We start from the raw sequence: 19,922 nt of genomic DNA, 5'->3' as shown, positions 1-19,922 counted from the left end.
CTGACCGGCTTATCAACGTAAACCGGGTGTTTACCGTTTGTGTGACGGTATTTTTTGGGGCTTTCTTTTATCGTATTTGGCCGCTGTATCATTGCCAGCGGTCTTTTTGTTTGCCGCAAAGATAGCTTTTGGAACAAATTAACCGTTGCCGAGCTGGTGGAACGGCCATAGGATGGGGAGCAAAATAAGTGAAAGGAGAACTATCCATGGTGGCGAAAGTAACCACGGCAAATCAGGGACCAGAGTTTTCAGAACTGGTTCAGGGATACTGGCGACTGGCCGAATGGGGCATGACAGCGCAGGAGCGGCTGACTTTTCTTAAGCAGCATGTGGATCTGGGTATTACCACGGTAGACCATGCCGATATCTATGGCGGCTATCAGTGTGAGCAGTTGTTTGGTGAAGCACTGGCACTTGACCCGGCAATGCGCCGCCAGATTGAGATCGTTACCAAGTGCGATATTAATCTGACCGCTGCGCATCCGGAGCGAAAAATCAATCACTATGATACCAGCAGTAAACATATCTTCCGTTCAGTTGATAATTCGCTGGAGCGTTTGGGTGTGGATGAGATTGATGTTCTGCTTATTCATCGTCCCGATGCGCTGATGGACGCCGATGAGGTGGCGGAAGCGTTTGGTGAGCTGCATAAAGTAGGTAAGGTGAAGCACTTTGGTGTATCTAATTTTACCCCGTCTCAGTTTTCTCTGTTGCAGTCCCGTTTGAGCAAGTCTCTGGTGACCAATCAGGTTGAGATTAACCCGATTAACTTTGATGTGGTGCATGACGGTACCCTGGATCAGCTGCAGATGGAGCGTATTCGCCCAATGGCCTGGTCCTGTCTGGCGGGTGGTGCGATTTTCAACGGTGAGTCAGAGCAGCATAAGCGTGTACGTGATGAGCTGACGGTGATTGCCAAAGAGATCGGCGCAGAGAATATTGAGCAGGTGATTTACGCCTGGGTAAGACGACTGCCTTCTCTGCCGGTACCCATTATCGGCTCGGGCAAAATCGGGCGTGTGGAGCAGGCGGTACGGGGCCTTTCACTGGAACTGACCCGTGAGCAGTGGTATCGGGTATGGGTTGCATCGAAAGGACACGGTGTGCCATAGCAGCCCCTTCAACAGATAACAAAAAACGCCCCGCGGGGCGTTTTTTATTAATGCAGATGAAAATCAGTTTGCGGTATCAATAGCCAGCAAACTGATAACTGAATCCAACCTCAAATGACCAGCCATAGTTGCGCTGTACCAGCGGACTGTCGTAATCATGGCCTTCGAACTGAAGACGGCTCACCATGATCAGTTTACGCGACATATCGTAGCGTCCGGTCAGGCCCGCCCTGTAGACGTATGTTGCCCCGGATGTGTACTCGTCAAGGCCACTGGCCGCAGCTTCGGCTGCAGACACGTTGTACAGATGACCTGACAGTTTTTTGTCCTGCCAGCTGAATTCGATAAAAGGTGTCAGCTCGAAGCGGCGGAATACATTGCCAATTGAGTGGCTGACGTATGCCTGGAGCTCATGGCCGCTATGGACCGACATGACGTCGTATAGATACGTCAGGCGAAGATTCTGATCACCAAGAGTAAAACCAAAGTCCAGGTTACCGTTCCGGTCATCAATACCGTGTGGGGCACTGGCGTGTATCCCGCCAATTTCGGCAAAGCGCCACTGACCCGTCAGGCCAACGTAGGGCAATACGTAGTAGTTGATCAGGTTATCATCGATAAAACCATCCCGCCCTTCGTAATAAACAGTAGGCATCAGGCGCCAGATGGCGTTGTTTACGGTCGAAAACGTACTCTGACCATACCAGGTGTTGACGCCAATATAGCCATACTCATCATTCATCTCCAAAGCAGAGCTGTTAGCTGACAGCAGGGCAAGTAATAACAGGCCGAATTTTCTCATGGTGTACATCCGTGAAGTCCAGGGTGACTAAAATGCTATATCGGCCAGTTACCTGCAAATTTTATACCTGAATTTTTGACACAGTTGGCGAAGCGCTTCTGCCGTTTGTCCGAAAAATCGCCCGTTTATCCTTTTCATTGCCGTTTTATCGCATTTCGGGGTTTTCAGTGCCCGGGACGGATACTCTTTAATCAACGCCAAACAGATTAAGGACAAGGCAATGACAAACCAGATTACCCGACTTATTTCCGGCGCTGCGATTTTGCTGTGCAGCAGTTTTGTGCTGGCGAATCCGCCCCAGGCACTGATAGATCAATATTATCAGGCCGCAGAAGGAGACGAAGCTCAGGTAGAGCCGGTAGCAGAGCAGCTCAGCGCACTGATTGACGCCCGGGGCGCGGATCCACTGAGCCTGGTATTGCTCGGCAGCACCCAGACCCTGCAGGGGCGGGATGCTTTTCTGCCATGGAACAAAATGAAGTACGTAGAGCAGGGGTTGGCGACAATAGATAAAGGCCTGGGACTTATCAAAACCAACCCGGTCCCGGTAACCGATCAGGCGGTGATTCAGGGCCTGCCTGCCAGTTATCTGGCGACGGCGCTTGCGGCCAGCACCTATACCGAACTTCCGGATATGTTTAACCATTTTGAACGCGGTTACGACCTGTATCTGTCGATGCTGGAAGAGCCGGTATTTGAGCAGGCTCCATTTGAAGCCACATCATGGGTATATGTGTATGCTATTTCTGCGGCGATTCGGGCTGAAGATATGCCGCGGGCAGAGCAGTGGCTGGACGTGATGAACCGGCGCGCACCGGATCACATGGACACCATCAAAGCCCAGGCGCTGATCAGTAAGCGTTAAGGAGCATCAAGTGCTTGAATTTCATAACATTGTTAAGTCGTATCGTCAGGGTGAGCTTGAGACTCATGCCCTGAAAGGGGTATCAGGCAGTATCGCAGAGGGGGAAATGGTTGCCCTGTGCGGGCCGTCCGGTTCGGGAAAAAGTACGCTGCTCAACATACTCGGCCTGCTTGACCAGCAGTATCAGGGTAATGTGGCACTGGGCGGAAAATCTTTGCCTCAGGCACCTGCTGTTGCAGCAGCGGTAAGACGTGGCCGAATGGGTTTTATTTTTCAGCGTTTCAATCTGATCCCCGTCATGAGCGCACTGGAGAACGTGGCCTATCCGCTCAGACTCAATGGATATTCTGTGGCCGAACAGACAAAGCTGGCGACGGATATGCTTGCGCGGGTTGGGCTTGAGGCGTTTATTCATCATCGCCCGGACCACCTTTCAGGCGGACAACAGCAGCGGGTGGCGATTGCCCGCGCTCTGGTACACAGTCCTGAGCTGGTTATCGCCGATGAGCCAACGGCCAGTCTCGACAGCAAAACGGCGACCAACGTGATTGAGATCATGAAGCAGCTCGGTCATGAACGTGGGTCCGCGTTTGTCATCGCTACTCACGACCCGCGTATGGCACACCGCTGTGACCGGGTGATTGAGCTTTCCGATGGTCAGTTGACGGAAAAGGAGAGTTTGTCATGGGCAAGCTGATAAACACACTGTTGCCGCTGAACTACCGGATTGCAGCGCTGAATCTGTTTCGTAATGGACGCCGAAGCCTGCTGTCGGTGTGCATTATTGCTATCGCGGTGTTTGCCATGGTCTCGGCTGGTGGTTTTGGTCTCTATACCTACGAATCTCTCAAAGAGTCTACCGCGAGGGATACCGGTCATTTGACCATCAGTCAGCCTGGCTATTTTGAAAAAGAAGAAGAGATGCCGCTCAGTAACGGGCTGGATAACAGCACTGAGCTGGTACCCCAAATTACCGGCCTTAAAGAGGTGCGCGGAGTCCAGCCACGGGTTTACCTGTCAGGTCTGATTTCAAACGGTTCCAAATCCACCATCTTTATGGGGATTGGGGTGAATGAGCGTGAATTTGATATGAAAGGGCCTTTTTTGAATATCGATGAAGGCCGGACCCTGATGGATGTCAATTCCGTTCGTTATGACCCGGCTGAGCCGGAAATTATGCTGGGCCGGGAACTGGCGCGCAACCTGAGTGTAGGAACCGGTGACTGGATTACCCTGTTGGCCACCACGGCAGACGGCGCGCTGAATGCGTATGACTTTAAGGTGAAGGGGATATTCTCTACCGGTATTCCGGAGCTGGATAAGCGTCAGCTTTATCTGCATATCTCCATGGCTCAGGAGCTGCTGGTGAGCGACAAAGTGAGCACCCTGTCGGTGTTCCTGTTTGATACGCCAGAAACGGCAAATGTTAAGAACAAACTGGAGCAGAAGCTTAACTGGGATGGTGGACTGGAGATCACGCCGTGGGAAGAGCGCGCGTTTTTCTACAAGAAAGTGAAAGATCTCTACGATCGTATCTTCGGGATTATGGGGCTGGTGATGGCGCTGCTGGTATTTGTCGCTCTGTTTAACACCATGACCATGTCGGTGACCGAGCGGACCCGGGAAATTGGTACGCTTTCTGCGATGGGCGCATACCCACGGGAAGTCGTCAGTGGATTCCTGCGAGAAGCAGGGCTGTTGGCTGCTGTGGGTGGACTGGCTGGGATCCTGCTCAGCGCACTGACGACGGTATTTTTAATGGTTGCTGATATTCAGATGCCACCACCTCCGGGTCATAACGAGGGGTATCCACTCAATATCTATTTCTCAGCGGAGCTGAGCGTGATGGCGCTTTTTGCCGTGGTGGTGATTTGTGTATCTGCAGCGTATTTTTCTGCCCGAAAAGGGGTGAACCGCCCAATTACGGAGGCTCTGGCTTATGTTTAGAAAATGGATGGTAATGGCGCTGCTGCTGGGCAGCAGTGCAGTGGCGGCGCAGAGCGATGTTCACAGTGATGTTAATGCGATATTGAAGCAGGCGGATGATTACCGGCTGGACAGTCAGTCGGCAAAAGTGGTTTCTGTGGTGTCGCTGTATGAAAACGACCAGCTTGATAAAACCCACCAGTATCATGTCTATACCCGGCCTGAACGTGAATCTTTGGTGGTGTTCAAATCTCAGGTAGAAGCCGGGCAGAAGATGCTGATGCTGGGGGATAATTACTGGCTGGTGATGCCAAAAAGCCGCCGCCCGATCCGGATCACCCCGATGCAGAAACTGCTGGGTGAAGCCTCGGTTGGGGATGTTTCAACCCTGACCTGGAGTGAAGATTATCAGGGCGTGGAACGCACCGACCTGCCATTTGATGGTGATGAGAACGGGGTGCTGGCACTGGAGCTGACAGCCAAAACCAAAGGGGCGAGCTACGCCAAAATTCATCTTTGGGTCCGTGGTTCTGACTCGTTCCCGTTAAAAGCCGATTTGTATATGCGCTCGGGAAAACTGGCCAAACAGGCCCTGTTTCATCAGGGGCAGCGGGGCGGCAAGCCTGCGGTTGATGCCATGACACTGCTCGACAAAATACAGCCGGCAAAGAAAACCGTGATCGAATATCGCTCGGTTACGCCGCATCAGCTGGCGGATAAGTATTACAACCCGTCGTACCTGGTGCGTAACAGTGTGTCGGAGTTATAGATGAAAACCTGGTCTTCACTATTGCTTATGGCAGCCTTGCCTGCGTGGGCGCAGGGGCCGGATCTGCGCTGGGACTGGATGGTCAGTTCCGCCGCCAGTCAGGTCAATACCGGGTCACGGCTGTTCTGTGAAACAGAGAATGTGCGTCAGGCCGATGCTTACCTGGAGCTGGAAGCCGGGTACAAAAACTGGCTGGCACTGGTGACACTGAAGAGTGACGCTCTGTATCACAGCGGTAATGCGGAAGCGGAGACACGGCTGATCCTGCGTGAGTTGTTCTGGCAGGGCAGCGCAGATGTTGCAGGGGTTAGCGTGGATATTACTGCAGGCAAGCAGCGGATTGACTGGGGAGTGGGGTATGGTTATCGACCGCTGGACCTGCTAAAAGCCTACCGGAGAAATCCGGTGGGTATTCAGGTGGAAGAAGGCGTGGGTGTACTGGCGTTATCATCGTTTGATGGTGATGGCGAGTGGACCCTGCTTGCAGCAGACTCATCGTGGAACAGCCAGCCCCTTAATGAGCTGGATAAAGAGAATGTTTCCCGGGGGGCCGGTATTCGCCGTTATCAGCTGTCCGGTGACAGTGAGTATCAGCTGATAGGTTACTGGGATGATGTGCGCCATGGCGTAGCAGGCGCAAGTATAGTGACTGTTTTTGACCCGGCATGGGAGTTTCATGCTTCCGCCAGCTGGCAGTCCCGCTATATCGGTTATCAGATCAGCGGCGATCCATATCAACCACCTGAACTGGCGCCCCGGCATAACCTTTGGCAGGTGATGGCAGGCGTGACCTGGGCGGGGGAGAGTGGCCATCAGATTATTGCTGAATACTGGTACGATCAACGGGCCTGGAGCAGGAATGACTGGACGCTGGCCTGGCAGCGAACAGAGATGCTGAGCAGTCAGGCACTTTCATCACTGGCACAAAGCTATGCAAATGGGCTGCAACACGCGAATCTGGTTCGTCATAACGTCCTGCTGCACTGGCGTTTTGATTCGGCGTCGTGGGTAAACTACGAATGGAGCCAGACCTGGATGCAGGATCTGACCCCGCAGCTGGACCTGATGCTGTCTCCTGAAGATGGTGGCACCATGATCACCCCCCGGCTGGGTTATGTGTGGCATGACAGTGGGCAAAGCCGGTTTGAAACGGAACTGGCAGGGCGTTTTGTGACGGGGGACGCATCCTCTGTATATCAAAACCTTCCTGATAACTATATGATTTTCTTAAATCTGAAAGGGAAGTTCTGAATGCAGACCAAGTGGTATCAAAACGACTGGTTCCGGAGTATTGCTTATACTTCGCTGTTTTGTCTGGTTATCGCCCTGACTACGTTTCTGGTCTGGGGGCCTCCGTTTTATTCTCACCTTGGAGTCAGCTTCGGGTATGGCTACAGCGCGATATTTGGCTCGGCGCTTCTCTGCCGGTTTTGTCCGGGTCTGAGTACCCGGGAGCTTAACGTTTACAGTCTGATTTTTGCGGTGGTACTGGGTTCTGTAAATGCCTATCTGTGGATGGATGGCATAGAAGACCATGATGTGATGGCCGTGATGAAGCCGACCGTTATGCTGGGGCTGATCTTCACCGCGACCTGTTTCTTCTATTTCTATTCTCATGAGCAGAAGCTGCTGGCAGAAAAAGAGATGGAAAAGCTGCGCCGTAAGGAAAGTGAACACGAAAAAGCCCAGGTGCTTAGTGAGCTTAAACTGCTGCAAAGTCAGATAGAGCCTCATTTTCTTTTCAACACTCTGGCAAACCTGAATGTGCTGATTGAACATGACCCGGATAAAGCCCGGCTGCTTCTGTCCAAGCTGACTGATTTACTGCGGGCCACGCTGAAAACCAATCGCAGCCAGCTGGCGACGCTCAGTGAAGAGCTGGAACTGGTGGACGCATACCTGGGTATTCAGCAAATTCGCCTTGGCGAACGGCTGAGTTTTTCTGTTGAGTGTGAGCAGGATGCGAAGATACTGACCATTGCCCCATTGCTGCTTCAGCCTTTGGTGGAAAACGCAGTACTTCACGGGGTAGAGCCGGTCAGTGAAGAGGTTTGTGTTGAAGTGACCGCAGGAGTAAAAAACGGATTCCTTGAAATCTGTGTGCTCAATGATGGCGCGGACCTTTCGCCCGGGAGTGCGGTAAAAGGTCACGGCATTGGTCTGCAAAATACCCGCGACCGTCTCAATACCCTCTATGGTCAACAGGCTGTGCTGACCGTGACAGAACGTGCTGGTGGTGGTGTAAAATCTCAAATCCGCATTCCTCTTGAAAGTCTGCAAGACAGGGAAGACGTATGACAATTAAATCTTTTCCGACCGCCGTCATAGCCGATGACGAGCCATTGTTGCTGTTTCATCTTGATAAGCTGTTGGCGGAAGTCTGGCCTGAGCTGGAAATCGTGGCCAAAGCCAGTGATGGTGGCCAGGCGCTGGAAGCGATTCAGGCCCATCAGCCTGATGTGGCTTTTCTGGATATCCGTATGCCGAAACTCGATGGCATGAGTCTGGCGAAAAAGCTCAACACTGCAGATAAACCGCCGCTGGTGGTGTTCACCACGGCTTATGATGAGTACGCGGTGCAGGCATTTGAACACGCGGCGGTGGATTATGTGCTAAAGCCGCTGTCGGATGAACGCCTTGCGAAGGCGTGCCAGCGGGTGCGCGAACGTCTGGAAGAGGAGCCAGCCGGTAATGTGAGCCTGGACGCCCTGTTCGAGCAGCTTCAGCAGACGGCATTTCAGCAGCCAAAACAGTATCTCAGCTGGTTGCGTGCCAGCCGGGGAGAGGATATTCATTTAATCGCGGTTGAGGATATTGCTTATTTCCATGCAGAGGACAAGTATATTTCGGTATATGTGGGTAACGGCCCGGATAATATCGATGAATACGTTATTCGTTCAACATTAAAAGACTTGTCTGCTCAGTTAAATCCGGAGTGTTTTTGGCAAATTCACCGCTCGACCATTATTAATGTTGCCAGGGTTGAGAAGGTGAAAAAAGAGTTTACCGGTAAGATGAATGTCATCATCGCAGGGCGTAAACTGCCGGTCAGCCGGGCCTGCCAGAATCTGTTTAAAGTGCAATAAATCCCTGACTGTACGGTGATATTCGATAAAGCCAGTCAATCAGTGTAAGAATAATGTATCGTTTTTGATTAAAGTTTGAACTCAGGAAACATTTGGACACATTAATTTGCTAACCTTTGCTGAGTATTCTTCAGAATATGATAGTCATATAAGCATCTTGTTTTGCTGCTTTGTCAGCTATTTTAACTGTGGTTCAGAAAATGAAAAAAACGATACTAACGATCGCAATGGCAGGTACCTTTGCACTGGTTGGCTGTGGCGAAGCCAACAATGCAGGGAAAGGCCAGGGCGCTGCTCCATTGGTTGAGGTGGTTCCATCTCAAACTGTACTTCATCAACAGGGTAAAACGTTTATCGGACGCATTCAGGCGGTGAACGATGCCCGTATTACCGCTCAGGTAACCGGCTATCTGAAAGAGCGTTTGTTTACCGAGGGCGACATGGTGGAGGAGGGCACGCCGCTCTATCAAATCGACCCGGCACCATTTGAAGCGGAAGTGGCGTCGGCCAAAGCTGCTGTTGCACAGGCTAATGCGACGCTGAAAAAGTCTCAGATGGACTTTAAACGCGGTAAAAATCTTCTGCCAAAAGGCAATATTTCCCAGTCTGAATTCGACTCTCTTACCGCAGCACTGCTGAGCGCTGAAGCTCAGGTGGAAGCCTCCAAAGCTCAGCTGAGCCTCGCAGAAGTCAATCTTTCTCATACCACGATCCTGGCGCCTTTTACCGGCCGTATCAGCAGCAGCAATGTCAGTGTGGGTGATTTGATTTCGCCTTCGGTTGGTGAGCTGACTTCACTGGTCAGCCTGGACCCTATTTACGCAGCGTTTAACGTCAGTGAGCGTGAGCGCCTTCAGTTTGGTATGGACAAAGTGGATGGTGCAGGCGAAGAAGCCAGCCTGGTTGAAGTCGCATTGTGGCTTGAAGATGGCTCAGAGTATGAGCATAAAGGTAACCTGGATTTCATTGGTAACCGAATCAACCGTAATACCGGTACTATCGCACTGCGTGCAGTGCTGCCCAATCCTGAACACCGCCTGCTGCCAGGTCAGCACGCTAATATCGAGCTGATGTCTAAGGCTCCTGAGTCTGTCGTTGTCGTTCCGCGCCGTGCGGTTCAGACCGATCTTGAAGGTGACTTTGTGATGCTGGTGTCTGAGGGCAGCGTGGCAGAGCGCCGCAACGTATCTATGGGTCGCCAGCTTGATGAAGGCGTGATCATCCGACAGGGCCTGGATGCCGGTGACAATGTGATCATCAGTGGTCTGCAGCGGGTGCGTAATGGTGTGCCGGTAACGGTCGCTGGTGACAAGTAAGGGGCGCGGTATATGTTAAGTCGCTTTTTTATCCAGCGCCCTAAGTTTGCGCTGGTGATCTCTATTATTCTGACTCTGGCCGGTGCCATCTCGCTGTTGGTGCTGCCGGTGGCGGAATACCCTCAAATCAGCCCGCCTTCGGTTAACGTTACCGCGTTTTACACCGGTGCCAGTGCTGAGGTAGTAGAAGAGGCCATCGCTGACCCGATAGAAACCTCGGTCAATGGCGTGGAAAACATGATTTATATGTCTTCCAAGAGTGCCAATGATGGTTCCTACTCACTCAACGTGACCTTTGATGTGGGTACCGATCCGGATATGGCGCAGGTTAACGTGCAAAACCGGGTTTCTGCGATTGAGTCCAAACTGCCGCAGGAAGTGCGTCAGGTTGGGGTAACCGTAAGCAAGAACTCACCGGACCTGCTGATGGTACTGAACTTCTACTCGCCGGAAGGCAAGTATGATGACAAGTTCCTGATCAACTACGTGAACCTGAACATCAAAGATCAGCTCGCACGTGTGAAGGGCATCAGTAACGTTAACGTTCTTGGCGGCGGTGAGTTCGCCATGCGTGTCTGGCTGGATCCTGAGAAACTGGCCAACCTCAAACTGACGACTGCTGACGTGTATGCTGCCCTTGCTGAACAGAACGTTCAGGTAGCGGCCGGTAAGATCGGCGCAGCTCCATACGCGGATCCGCAGGATGTGCAGTTCAACCTGGTGACCAAAGGTCGTCTGGAAACTGTAGAAGAGTTCGAAGACGTGATGCTTCGCGCCAACGATGACGGCTCTGCTATTTACCTGAAAGACGTGGCAAGAGTTGAACTGGGTAAGAAGTTTTACGATGGTGCCGGTTACTTCCGTGGTAAAGATGCATCTATCGTGATCCTGACGCTGCAAAGTGGTGCGAACGCACTGGAAAGTGGCGAAGCGGTGATGAAGCGTCTTGAAGAGATGAGCACTACTTTCCCGGATGACTTTATCTACGAAACCAGTTACGACACTACGCTGTTTGTTGCTGAGTCTATTAAAGGCGTAGTGAAGACGCTGATTGAAGCGGTTCTGCTGGTTATCGCGGTGACCTACCTGTTCCTTGGCAGTGCGCGTGCAACCCTGATCCCTGTGGTTGCAATTCCGGTATCTTTGATCGGTACTTTTGCCTTTATGCAGCTTACTGGATTCACCATTAACACGGTGACTCTGTTTGGCCTGATACTGGCGATCGGTATCGTGGTGGATGACGCCATACTCGTTATCGAGAATGTCGATACCATCATGAAGAAAGATCCGTCTGTCACTCCGCGGGTTGCGACACTGCGTGCGATGAAAGAGGTGACCGGACCGATTGTAACGTCGACTCTGGTTCTGCTGGCGGTATTTATACCGGTTGCCATGCTGCCGGGTATTACCGGTATCATGTACCGGCAGTTTGCCCTGACTATCTGTATCGCGGTACTGATTTCCTCAGTAAACGCCCTGACCCTGTCTCCGGCGATGTGTTCGCTGGTACTTAAGCAGGGCGGTGGCAATACCGCGAAGTGGTTTGAAGCCTTTAACCGTGGCCTGGATGCAGTGACTGCACGTTACGGTCAGGTTGCCGGATTCCTGGTCCGCCGCGGTGTGGTGGTACTGGGCTTGTTTGCCCTGGCGCTTGGTGCAGTAACCTTTATGGCGAAAACCACATCAACGGCGTTTGTACCTGCTGAAGATAAAGGCATCATGCTGGTGAACGTTCAGCTGCCTGACTCAGCTTCTCTTTCCCGTACTGAAGATGCGGTAGAGAAGATCAAACAGATCATCGAATCTGAGCCTGGTGTTGACGGAGTAACGGTTGCGACGGGTTATGCATTCCTGACCGGTGCTTCTGCCTCAAACGGCGCATCTATGTTCGTGAAGCTGAAGAGCTGGGAAGAACGCGGCTCAATGGAAGGGGATAACTCTTCATTTGCTATCACCCGCCGGGTGAATGGCAAAGCGGCAGCCAGCGTACCGGAAGCGGTCGTCTTTGCCATGGGCGCTCCGGCGGTTCCGGGTATGGGCGCGGCATCGGGCTTTGAGTTTGTGCTCGAAGATGCTCTTGGCCGAAGCCGGACTGATTTGTCCAATGTAATGGGCGAGATGATTCAAAAAGCGAATCAGCAGCCGGAAATCCAGTACACCTACAGTACTTTCCGTGCCAATGTGCCGCATTACTATGTAGATATTGACCGTGCTAAAGCCAAACAGCTGGGTATTTCCCTGAGCGACATCTTCCAGACCCTGCAGGGTAACCTGGGCTCGATGTATGTGAACGACTTTACCATGTTTGGTAAGAGTTACCGTGTAACGCTTCAGGCGGATGCAGAGTTCCGCAGCGGTATGGAAGATCTGGGCCGTTTCCACCTGCGTTCATCATCTGGTGAAATGATCCCGCTCAGTACCCTGATCTCCTGGGACCAGGTGTTTGAACCGGATGTGGCATGGCGTTACAACATGTACCGCTCTGCGGTAATCCAGGGTGAACCTGCACCGGGTTACTCAAGTGGTGACGCGATTGCTGCAATGGAGCGTGTTGCGGCGGAAGTATTGCCTCACGGCTACCAGTACGAGTGGACCGGTATGGCTTACCAGGAAATTCAGGCGGGCAGCCAGGCGATTTATGCCTTTGCTCTGGCACTGATCTTTATCTACCTGTTTATGGTGGCGCAGTATGAGAGCTGGACGATTCCTCTGGCGATCATCCTGGTGGTACCGGTGGCAACTCTGGGCTCATTCCTGGCACTGAACCTGACCGGTATTCCGCTTAACTTGTATGCGCAGATTGGTCTGGTTCTTCTAATTGCCATGGCGGCGAAGAACGCCATCCTGATTGTGGAGTTCGCCAAGAACGAGCGGGAGTATGGTGAACAGCCAATTGATAAAGCTGCGGTACGCGGTGGTGAATTGCGTTTCCGTGCGGTAAACATGACTTCCTGGTCGTTTATCCTCGGTATTATGCCGCTTATCTTCGCCTCAGGCGCAGGTTATATCAGCCAGAACTCGCTGGGTATCTCCCTGACCGGTGGTTTGTTGTGTGTGCTTCTTGCCGGTACCTTCCTGATCCCAAGCTTCTACGCCATGGTTCAGAGAAAACGCGAGAAGTTCCACGGAGGCAGCACCAAACTGGAAGAGCTCAAAGACGACGAGTAACTGATGCTCAAACATGTAAGGCCCCGGATTTCCGGGGCCTTTTTTTGCGTTTGATCTGGCGGGTTGAGCCGTGTTGTGAAGCGGTCATCTGTAGTGAAAGGCTGGTTCTGCTGTCAGCGCGCTGAGGTCATACGTTTTATTCTTTGTTAACCACTACTCCGGTCATTCTGAACGCGTTCCCCTGAGCTATCCGCGGGCTCAACTGGTAAGGCGCGATTCAGAATCTGTTATCCGCAAGGGCGGACTTTTTTCGCGGCAGCGACACGCATTTGTTGCCGCGGGTAAGGTAACAGCTGTCGCAGTAGTATACGGCGCGCTGTAAGCAGATTCTGAATCGGGTTCAGAATGACACAGTGGGCGTGGCTGGATGAGGGGCCGGACGGCGATTGCGGGATTACTGAACCTACTCTGAGTACACGGATCGATTTACGAGATCCCGGATAATTCTGATTCGGTAGTGTGCAATCCGGCAATTTCGGTAGACAGAATTTCCGGGATGACAAGTACTTAACGTATTGATTAGTAGATATATTAATTGTCATCCCGGGCGCACTCCACAGAGCTTTTCACAAGCACCGAAGGCAGGTGCGACCCGGGATCTGGTGGGGTGAGCTGTGTTGTGAAATGGTCACCTGAAGTGAAAGGCAGGTTATGCTCTAAGCGTGCTAAGAGCCATGAACTTTTGTTCTTTATCAACCACTACTCCGGTCATTCTGAACGCGCTCCCCTGAGCTATCCGCGAGCTCAGTTGGTAAAGCGCGATTCAGAATCTGCTTTCCGCGGGGACGGACTTACCTCGCGGGCGCGACACGCATCTGTTACCGCGGGTAAGGTGACAGCTGGCGCGGGAGTATACGGCGTGCTGTAAGCAGATTCTGAATCAAGTTCAGAATGACACAGTGGGCGTGGTTGGGGGAGATGCAGAAAGTTATCGTGGGATTACTGAACCGACGTTGTGGTACACGGTTCGTTTTACGAGATCCCGGATAATTCTGATTTGGCTCTGTACCATCCAGCAACCTCGGTGGGCAGAATTTCCGGGATGACAGTTACTTATTCGTTTGTTTAATAAAGAAAAATTTCGTCATCCCGGGCGCACCCCACAGAACCTGCAACACAATCGAAGGCAGGTGCGACCCGGGATCTGGCAGGTCGTTCACCGAAGCGGATTTACATACAGAAGCAGCTTACCCCTCATTCACACGCCGGTAATGCCCAAAACACTTCTCTGCTTTCTGATAGCCAAGCTCAATCATCTCTTTAGCCCGGTCAAACTCCAGCGTGCCGCAGGCGTTGCGGGGCAGTTCGATGGTGACATCGGCAGGGTAGGCTGCCAGTTTCTGTCTGGCGATAGTAGACTGCATAGCGTCAAATGCCTGGTTGGCAATGTCGTAGGCTTCAAAATTAAAGCTGATGCTGCGTTTTACACTGTCGCCAAGGTCTTCGATAAAGCGGGCAACCTTATGGTGCAGTTTGCTGTTGTCCGGGGTAACCGGTGTCGGTTTGTGCTCCATGCGGGGCTCATTATCACCGCCCAGGTTCACCGCCAGGGTAAGGTCAGTCTGGTCACCAAATGTCGGGGCGATAGGGACCGGGTTGAGCACGCCGCCATCAATAAGTGTTTCACCATTTACTTCGTGCGGGGTAAAGAACAGCGGCAATGAAATAGAGGCACGAATTGCATCATACAACAGCCCGGATTGCAGCCAGACTTCCTTCTCTTCTGCCACGTTAGCCGCAACAGCAGTAAAGGGAATGGGCAGGGATTCAATACGGGTATCACCAATGAGTTCGGACAGGGTGGCAATGATCCGGTCGCCTTTAAACATACCGCTCGACTGCCAGGATAAATCCAGCAGTTTTGCCATATCCATGTGATCAATGTTGGTGATCCACTGCTCAAACTCGTCCAGTTTACCTGCGGCATAGATACCGCCGATCAGCGCACCTATCGAACACCCGGATACTGACGCAATCTTAAATCCGCGCTCTTCAAGCCAGCGGATCACGCCAATATGAGCCAGACCGCGGGCGCCTCCGCTGCCAAGTACCAGTGAAATTGTTTCTGCCATGGAAGCCTCTGTTGTTGCAGGAGTTTATGACCCAGCATAGCTCAGGGGCTGCTATTATTGCTAATGTAATTTAATTACACAAAAGTGTGATCTAAGTCTTGTAAGTTGGCGTAACTGGAGTAAAATCCTTTGTTGTGAAAGTTAATTACATTTCTGAGGAGAGATACTATGGGTTTTGATCTGGGTGCTGTATATATCGCCAACCACGTTGCACAAAACATGCTGCATGAGAAACTGTACGGTAAGCCACAAGCTAAGATTGAGCGTCGCTCTTTCTTTTCAAAGCTGGTTAAACGTATGAAAAAGTAAGGAAACAATGATGTTCAATGGAATGAAATAAACCCCCGCGACAACGGGGGTTTTTTAGTACCTGTTATTCAGCCAGTTTGACCACGTTATCGGGCGGCCCGGGCAGGTTGGCCTCATCCAGGTGTTTGCTGAGCTGGTCAAATCCGCCGATATAGTCACCATCGAGCCAGATTTGCGGGACGGTGACCGGCGTTTTCCCTCCGATAATGGCTTTGACTTCCGGGATCATACGGTAGAGTGCCGCACTGTCTTTCACCACATCCAGATACTGGTAAGAAATACCGCATTTATCGAGCAGTGCTTTGGCTTTGATGCAGTAAGGGCAGGTCTGCTTGCCAAAGACAATATTCCCCCTGAGGGTGTCACGCTGACTCCACTGTGCAATCACCGACTGCACCAGTACGCCCCGGTTAAGCGCTTCTCCCTGGCTTATCACCTTTCCTTCAACCATGATAATTGGCGCGTGCCAGGCTCCGGCTTTGAGTGGTTCCCACCAGTGTGACAGCCAGTCTTTGACTTCCACTTCCACCGGTATTCCGGCCAGTTCGTTTTCCAGAGTATCGGTCAGAATATCTTTGGTCAGGGTGCACTCGCCACAGGGGATGTTCACCTTAAACGGCCCCCATTCACCTGCCCAGCGGTACAGTGTTATATGAATTGGTTTGGTCATATCTGACTTCCGGCTTCCTGAATAAATATGTATTACTTAATCAGAGCGGGCCTGAATCACTTTTCTTTCATTTGGAACGGACTTTTTTCGTTCCCACTGGGTAATAAAAGCGACAGAGCCGATGATAATGGCAGCGCCAAGCCAGAGTTTGCCCGGTGGAGCCCAGCCAAATACTGCCCAGCCGGCGGCTACGTTAAATGGCAGTTTTGCATGGTCAAATGGCTGGACAAAGGAAGCATCAGCCACCGCATATGCCTTGACGATGGCCCACTGGGCGAGGGCTGTGAACAGACCTGCAAGAAGCAGAAGGAACCACACTGTTGAGCCTGATGGCATCGACCATTCCGGCAGAGCTAACAACAGGTTAAATGGTGTGATGAGGACAAGCAGATAGACGACCATGGTAGCTGGTCCGTCTTTGGCCGACAGCTTTTTCACCATCAGTGAATAGCAGGCCCAGAACAGGGCTGCGCCAACCGGGAGGAGGCTTGCCCAATTAAAGTTTTCTCCCCATGGCTCAAGGATGATCATTGCGCCAGCGAAGCCACAGCCGGTGGCGATCCAGCGTGCCCAGCCGACGTTTTCTTTCAGTATCAGGCCAGAGCCCAGGGTGGCGAATAAAGGTGAAGTCATCAGCAGTGCAATGCCCTGCCAGATAGGTACAGGCCATGCCAGTGCCCAAAGCCAGAGCTGGATACCGATAACGGCCAGGATCACACGCAATACGTGCCATTTGAACTGGCTGGTCGCCAGAGATGCACGGATGCCCAGGGTTCTCAGATAGGGCAGGATAGCAACCAATGCGACAGCATACTGAATTAACGCCACAGTCGTTGAGGCAACGGAATAATGGATGCTTGCATACTGAGCCAGGGTGTTGACAGCGGCAAAAGCAAGGCCGGCACTCAGCATCCATCCGGCGCCTTTTATCGGAGAGTGTTGTGACATAATTGGTTTAAATGAGGTGGTTAGTGAAGGGCATCTTAGCAGAGATTTGTCAGTGGTATAGCTATTTCACCAATCGTTATCACCGATGATGATATTCATTAATGAAATCTATCATGTTGCATATTGCATGTTATATGTTTATCAATCTTTTGTGTTGGTAATTATGTCTGGTAAGGTTTGGTCTGCTGGTTTTGTAATATAAATTGACTTTTTATGCTGTCTGGGTGATATTTTTCAGCTGTTTTTCACTGACCGGCATGGAGTTATGAGTCAGACTGCAACCCAATCAAGCACTGAGCAGAGTGTGACGAACAAAACCTGGCAAATGCCAGATACCCTGATCCTGATCTTTATCGTTGGATTACTGGCCGCAGCGGTTACCTATTTTGTACCGGCTGGCCACTTCGATACCCAACAGGTGACCTTTATCGCAGACGGCGTTGAAAAAAGCCGTACGGTTATCGACCCTTCTTCTTTCCAGTATGCAACCGATGATAATGGCGAGCTTGTTTATAATAAAGTAGGACTGTTTGCCAGCGGCGGTGGCATCGGGCTGATGAACTTCACTTTTGAAGGTCTGACTTCCGGCTCCAAGTGGGGCAGTGCTATCGGCGTCATCATGTTTATGCTGGTGATCGGCGGTGCGTTTGGTGTGGTAATGCGCACCGGCACTATCGATAACGGTATTCTGCGCCTGATTGATAAGACCAAAGGCAGCGAAGCGCTGTTTATTCCGGTTCTGTTCCTGCTGTTCTCTCTTGGAGGTGCAGTATTTGGAATGGGGGAAGAGGCGATTGCTTTTGCGATTATCATTGCACCGCTGATGGTACGCCTTGGTTATGACGGTATTACTACTGCCATGGTGACCTATGGTGCGACTCAGATTGGTTTTGCAACGTCGTGGATGAACCCGTTCTCGGTAGCGATTGCACAGGGCATCTCTGGTATTCCGGTTCTGTCGGGTATGCATTTCCGCATGGTGCTGTGGGTGGTTTACACCCTGATCGGTATTGCATTTATGATGTACTACGCGGCCGGTGTTAAGCGCGATGCGAAACGTTCGTACAGCTATGAGTCTGATCAGTATTTCCGTGATCAGAAACTGGGCGAGCACGGCTCACGCTGGAATCTGGGTGATACCCTGGTACTTCTGACTGTCGTAGCTGCTATGGTATGGGTTGTCTGGGGTGTGGTGGTTCATGCCTGGTATATCCCGGAGATCGCTTCTCAGTTCTTTACCATGGGCATTGTGGCCGGTCTTATTGGCGTCGTCTTCCGCCTGAACAACATGACCATGAACGATATTGCTTCGTCATTTAAAGAAGGCGCGGGCCTGATGCTGGCACCGGCTCTGCTGGTGGGTTGTGCAAAAGGGGTACTGCTGATCCTGGGTGGCGGCGCAACTGATGAAGCGACCGTACTGAACTCGATTCTGAACGGTGCAGGCAGCCTGATTTCCGGTATGCCGGATGTGGCTTCAGCCTGGTTGATGTATGCTTTCCAGTCTGTGTTCAACTTCTTTGTTACCTCAGGCTCTGGCCAGGCGGCGCTGACCATGCCTCTTCTGGCTCCGCTGGCAGATATTGCCGGTGTTACCCGTCAGGTGGCGGTTCTGGCGTTCCAGCTGGGTGATGGTTTTACCAACCTGATTGTTCCAACCTCTGCCGCACTGATGGCAACCCTGGGTGTATGTCGTATCGACTGGGGTAACTGGGCGCGCTTTGTATGGCGTTTTGTGCTGTTCCTGTTTGCGCTGTCCAGTGTTGTGGTGATGGGCGCACAGATGATGGGATACCATTAATCGTATACTGAACTAAGGCGGGTTTATCCCGCCTTTTTATTGGAGAAAAATCGTGACTGATTCGAATATTCAAAACCGGAAGATCATTCAAAAGCTGGACACCCAAAGCCTTGCGGCCGGGGAGCATCAGTTCTGGTTTGAAGCGGCGACCAATGGTGTTGGTCAGCCAACCCTGCTGCCGGTGATCGTATATAAATCGCAAAACCCGGGACCAACAGTGATGGTCAGTGCGGGTGTCCATGGGGATGAACTGAATGGCGTACTGACCGCGCAGCAGGTAGCCCGCGATGTGAAAGGCAAACTGGAGTCTGGTTGCCTGGTTATCCTGCCAGCGCTGAACCTGTCGGGTATGCTGGCGGGGACCCGGGATTTTGTTCCGTCTGATCCTGATGCTTCTCCGGTCAACCTGAACCGTTACTTCCCGGGCCGGGCCGATGGTGACGCGGCCAACCGTTATCTGCATAAGATGTGGCAGGGGCTGCTGGAAGGTAACGCCGATTTTGTTATCGATCTGCACACCCAAACCCGTGGTGCGACGTATCCGCTCTATGTGTTTGCTGATTTCCGTCTGCCGGCTACGCTGGAAATGGCGCGCCTGATGAATCCGGATGTGATCTTAAATGATCCGGGCGATGCCGGTGTGCTGGAAACCGTGTGGAATGAAAGCGGCGTCCCCTGTATCACCGTTGAAGTGGGAACCGGCAAAATAACTCAGCCGGAATACATTGAGCGCGCAGTAGCGGGGATCAAACAGATTCTGGTGAGTAAAGGGCTGTACGCAGGAAGTCAGCCAGAGGCAGCTCCGGCGCCGATAGAAGGGCACACCATCACCTCTGTCCGGGCCCGTCAGGGTGGCTTTGTACTTTGTCAGACTGAACTACTGGAGCAGGTGAAACAGGGCCAGCTGGTTGCTGTGCAATATGACCTGTTTGGTGATGTGACAGAAGAATACCACGCGCCTCATGATGGCACCGTGCTGAGCGTGAACTCTGATTCTCTGCGTGATCCGGGAGCACTGCTGGTTCGCCTGATCACGGAGTAAAAAGACCGGGGTTAATACCCTGTCAGTCCCCCCTGA

The 19,922-nt window shown here is 52.1% G+C and carries 17 protein-coding genes; 13 read left to right on the top strand and 4 right to left on the bottom strand.

Features of this window, described 5'->3' with window-relative positions; all coding sequences use genetic code 11:
• Positions 1–206 precede the first annotated feature (206 nt).
• Positions 207–1,112, top strand: a complete 906-nt coding sequence (locus ACVB80_RS01655) for an aldo/keto reductase (protein ID WP_481079905.1) — start codon at positions 207–209, stop codon at positions 1,110–1,112.
• 76 nt (positions 1,113–1,188) lie between these two features.
• Here ACVB80_RS01655 and ACVB80_RS01650 read toward each other — a convergent pair whose 3' ends face one another.
• Positions 1,189–1,914, bottom strand: coding sequence for a MipA/OmpV family protein (locus ACVB80_RS01650; protein WP_481079516.1), 726 nt, complete (start codon positions 1,912–1,914; stop codon positions 1,189–1,191).
• Positions 1,915–2,134: 220 nt separating this feature from the next.
• Between ACVB80_RS01650 and ACVB80_RS01645 the strand changes: the two genes are divergently transcribed.
• The 9 genes from ACVB80_RS01645 (at position 2,135) to ACVB80_RS01605 (ending at position 13,044) form a co-directional block, all read left to right on the top strand.
• Entirely contained in the window at positions 2,135–2,779 is a 645-nt protein-coding gene (locus ACVB80_RS01645; protein WP_481079515.1) for a hypothetical protein, read from the top strand.
• A 10-nt stretch (positions 2,780–2,789) separates the two neighbouring features.
• Positions 2,790–3,476 carry an ABC transporter ATP-binding protein gene (locus tag ACVB80_RS01640; protein ID WP_481079514.1) on the top strand — a complete coding sequence of 229 codons (687 nt, stop codon included), beginning with the start codon at positions 2,790–2,792 and terminating at the stop codon, positions 3,474–3,476.
• Positions 3,464–4,726 carry an ABC transporter permease gene (locus ACVB80_RS01635; protein WP_481079513.1) on the top strand — a complete coding sequence of 421 codons (1,263 nt, stop codon included), beginning with the start codon at positions 3,464–3,466 and terminating at the stop codon, positions 4,724–4,726. The genes ACVB80_RS01640 and ACVB80_RS01635 overlap by 13 nt, the downstream gene beginning before the upstream one ends.
• Positions 4,719–5,474 carry an outer membrane lipoprotein-sorting protein gene (locus tag ACVB80_RS01630; protein WP_481079512.1) on the top strand — a complete coding sequence of 252 codons (756 nt, stop codon included), beginning with the start codon at positions 4,719–4,721 and terminating at the stop codon, positions 5,472–5,474. The genes ACVB80_RS01635 and ACVB80_RS01630 overlap by 8 nt, the downstream gene beginning before the upstream one ends.
• Entirely contained in the window at positions 5,475–6,725 is a 1,251-nt protein-coding gene (locus ACVB80_RS01625; RefSeq protein WP_481079511.1) for a DUF1302 domain-containing protein, read from the top strand.
• Positions 6,726–7,772 (top strand): sensor histidine kinase, encoded by a 1,047-nt coding sequence (locus tag ACVB80_RS01620; protein WP_481079510.1) that lies wholly within the window; start codon positions 6,726–6,728, stop codon positions 7,770–7,772.
• Positions 7,769–8,560, top strand: coding sequence for a LytR/AlgR family response regulator transcription factor (locus ACVB80_RS01615; protein WP_481079509.1), 792 nt, complete (start codon positions 7,769–7,771; stop codon positions 8,558–8,560). Before ACVB80_RS01620 ends, ACVB80_RS01615 begins: the two co-directional genes overlap by 4 nt.
• Positions 8,561–8,760: 200 nt before the next feature.
• The gene (locus tag ACVB80_RS01610; RefSeq protein WP_481079508.1) at positions 8,761–9,876 is read left to right on the top strand and encodes an efflux RND transporter periplasmic adaptor subunit; all 1,116 of its coding nucleotides are present in this window, start codon (positions 8,761–8,763) and stop codon (positions 9,874–9,876) included.
• Between the two features lie 12 nt (positions 9,877–9,888).
• Positions 9,889–13,044 (top strand): efflux RND transporter permease subunit, encoded by a 3,156-nt coding sequence (locus ACVB80_RS01605; protein ID WP_481079507.1) that lies wholly within the window; start codon positions 9,889–9,891, stop codon positions 13,042–13,044.
• Positions 13,045–14,231: 1,187 nt separating this feature from the next.
• Here ACVB80_RS01605 and ACVB80_RS01600 read toward each other — a convergent pair.
• Positions 14,232–15,116 carry a patatin-like phospholipase family protein gene (locus tag ACVB80_RS01600; protein WP_481079506.1) on the bottom strand — a complete coding sequence of 295 codons (885 nt, stop codon included), beginning with the start codon at positions 15,114–15,116 and terminating at the stop codon, positions 14,232–14,234.
• A gap of 168 nt (positions 15,117–15,284) precedes the next feature.
• On the opposite strand from ACVB80_RS01600, the gene ACVB80_RS01595 reads away from it, so the two are divergent.
• Positions 15,285–15,425, top strand: coding sequence for a hypothetical protein (locus ACVB80_RS01595; RefSeq protein ID WP_481079505.1), 141 nt, complete (start codon positions 15,285–15,287; stop codon positions 15,423–15,425).
• Between the two features lie 64 nt (positions 15,426–15,489).
• Here the strand turns inward: ACVB80_RS01595 and ACVB80_RS01590 are convergent, their stop codons facing one another.
• Complete coding sequence (locus tag ACVB80_RS01590) at positions 15,490–16,095, bottom strand: glutaredoxin domain-containing protein (RefSeq protein ID WP_481079504.1); 606 nt, start codon at positions 16,093–16,095, stop codon at positions 15,490–15,492.
• A gap of 36 nt (positions 16,096–16,131) precedes the next feature.
• A complete protein-coding gene (locus ACVB80_RS01585; protein WP_481079503.1) occupies positions 16,132–17,043 on the bottom strand; it encodes a DMT family transporter in 912 nt (303 codons plus the stop codon).
• A 265-nt stretch (positions 17,044–17,308) separates the two neighbouring features.
• On the opposite strand from ACVB80_RS01585, the gene yfcC reads away from it, so the two are divergent.
• Entirely contained in the window at positions 17,309–18,844 is a 1,536-nt protein-coding gene (yfcC, locus tag ACVB80_RS01580; protein WP_481079502.1) for a putative basic amino acid antiporter YfcC, read from the top strand.
• 52 nt (positions 18,845–18,896) lie between these two features.
• A complete protein-coding gene (locus tag ACVB80_RS01575; protein WP_481079501.1) occupies positions 18,897–19,886 on the top strand; it encodes a succinylglutamate desuccinylase/aspartoacylase family protein in 990 nt (329 codons plus the stop codon).
• The last annotated feature ends 36 nt before the right edge of the window (positions 19,887–19,922 follow it).

This window comes from Vibrio sp. 9-16B-A1 (assembly GCF_056726165.1).
Note: the sequence above shows the minus strand (reverse complement) of the source record. Positions and strands in the feature narration are given on the sequence as shown.

What these genes read in the sequence shown, in the direction of transcription:
- ACVB80_RS01655 (WP_481079905.1), top strand. Translation starts at nt 207, where the DNA reads ATGGTGGCGAAAGTAACCACGGCAAATCAGGGACCAGAGTTTTCAGAA.
- ACVB80_RS01650 (WP_481079516.1), bottom strand. Translation starts at nt 1,914, where the DNA reads ATGAGAAAATTCGGCCTGTTATTACTTGCCCTGCTGTCAGCTAACAGC.
- ACVB80_RS01645 (WP_481079515.1), top strand. Translation starts at nt 2,135, where the DNA reads ATGACAAACCAGATTACCCGACTTATTTCCGGCGCTGCGATTTTGCTG.
- ACVB80_RS01635 (WP_481079513.1), top strand. Translation starts at nt 3,464, where the DNA reads ATGGGCAAGCTGATAAACACACTGTTGCCGCTGAACTACCGGATTGCA.
- ACVB80_RS01630 (WP_481079512.1), top strand. Translation starts at nt 4,719, where the DNA reads ATGTTTAGAAAATGGATGGTAATGGCGCTGCTGCTGGGCAGCAGTGCA.
- ACVB80_RS01625 (WP_481079511.1), top strand. Translation starts at nt 5,475, where the DNA reads ATGAAAACCTGGTCTTCACTATTGCTTATGGCAGCCTTGCCTGCGTGG.
- ACVB80_RS01620 (WP_481079510.1), top strand. Translation starts at nt 6,726, where the DNA reads ATGCAGACCAAGTGGTATCAAAACGACTGGTTCCGGAGTATTGCTTAT.
- ACVB80_RS01615 (WP_481079509.1), top strand. Translation starts at nt 7,769, where the DNA reads ATGACAATTAAATCTTTTCCGACCGCCGTCATAGCCGATGACGAGCCA.
- ACVB80_RS01610 (WP_481079508.1), top strand. Translation starts at nt 8,761, where the DNA reads ATGAAAAAAACGATACTAACGATCGCAATGGCAGGTACCTTTGCACTG.
- ACVB80_RS01605 (WP_481079507.1), top strand. Translation starts at nt 9,889, where the DNA reads ATGTTAAGTCGCTTTTTTATCCAGCGCCCTAAGTTTGCGCTGGTGATC.
- ACVB80_RS01600 (WP_481079506.1), bottom strand. Translation starts at nt 15,116, where the DNA reads ATGGCAGAAACAATTTCACTGGTACTTGGCAGCGGAGGCGCCCGCGGT.
- ACVB80_RS01595 (WP_481079505.1), top strand. Translation starts at nt 15,285, where the DNA reads ATGGGTTTTGATCTGGGTGCTGTATATATCGCCAACCACGTTGCACAA.
- ACVB80_RS01590 (WP_481079504.1), bottom strand. Translation starts at nt 16,095, where the DNA reads ATGACCAAACCAATTCATATAACACTGTACCGCTGGGCAGGTGAATGG.
- ACVB80_RS01585 (WP_481079503.1), bottom strand. Translation starts at nt 17,043, where the DNA reads ATGTCACAACACTCTCCGATAAAAGGCGCCGGATGGATGCTGAGTGCC.
- yfcC (WP_481079502.1), top strand. Translation starts at nt 17,309, where the DNA reads ATGAGTCAGACTGCAACCCAATCAAGCACTGAGCAGAGTGTGACGAAC.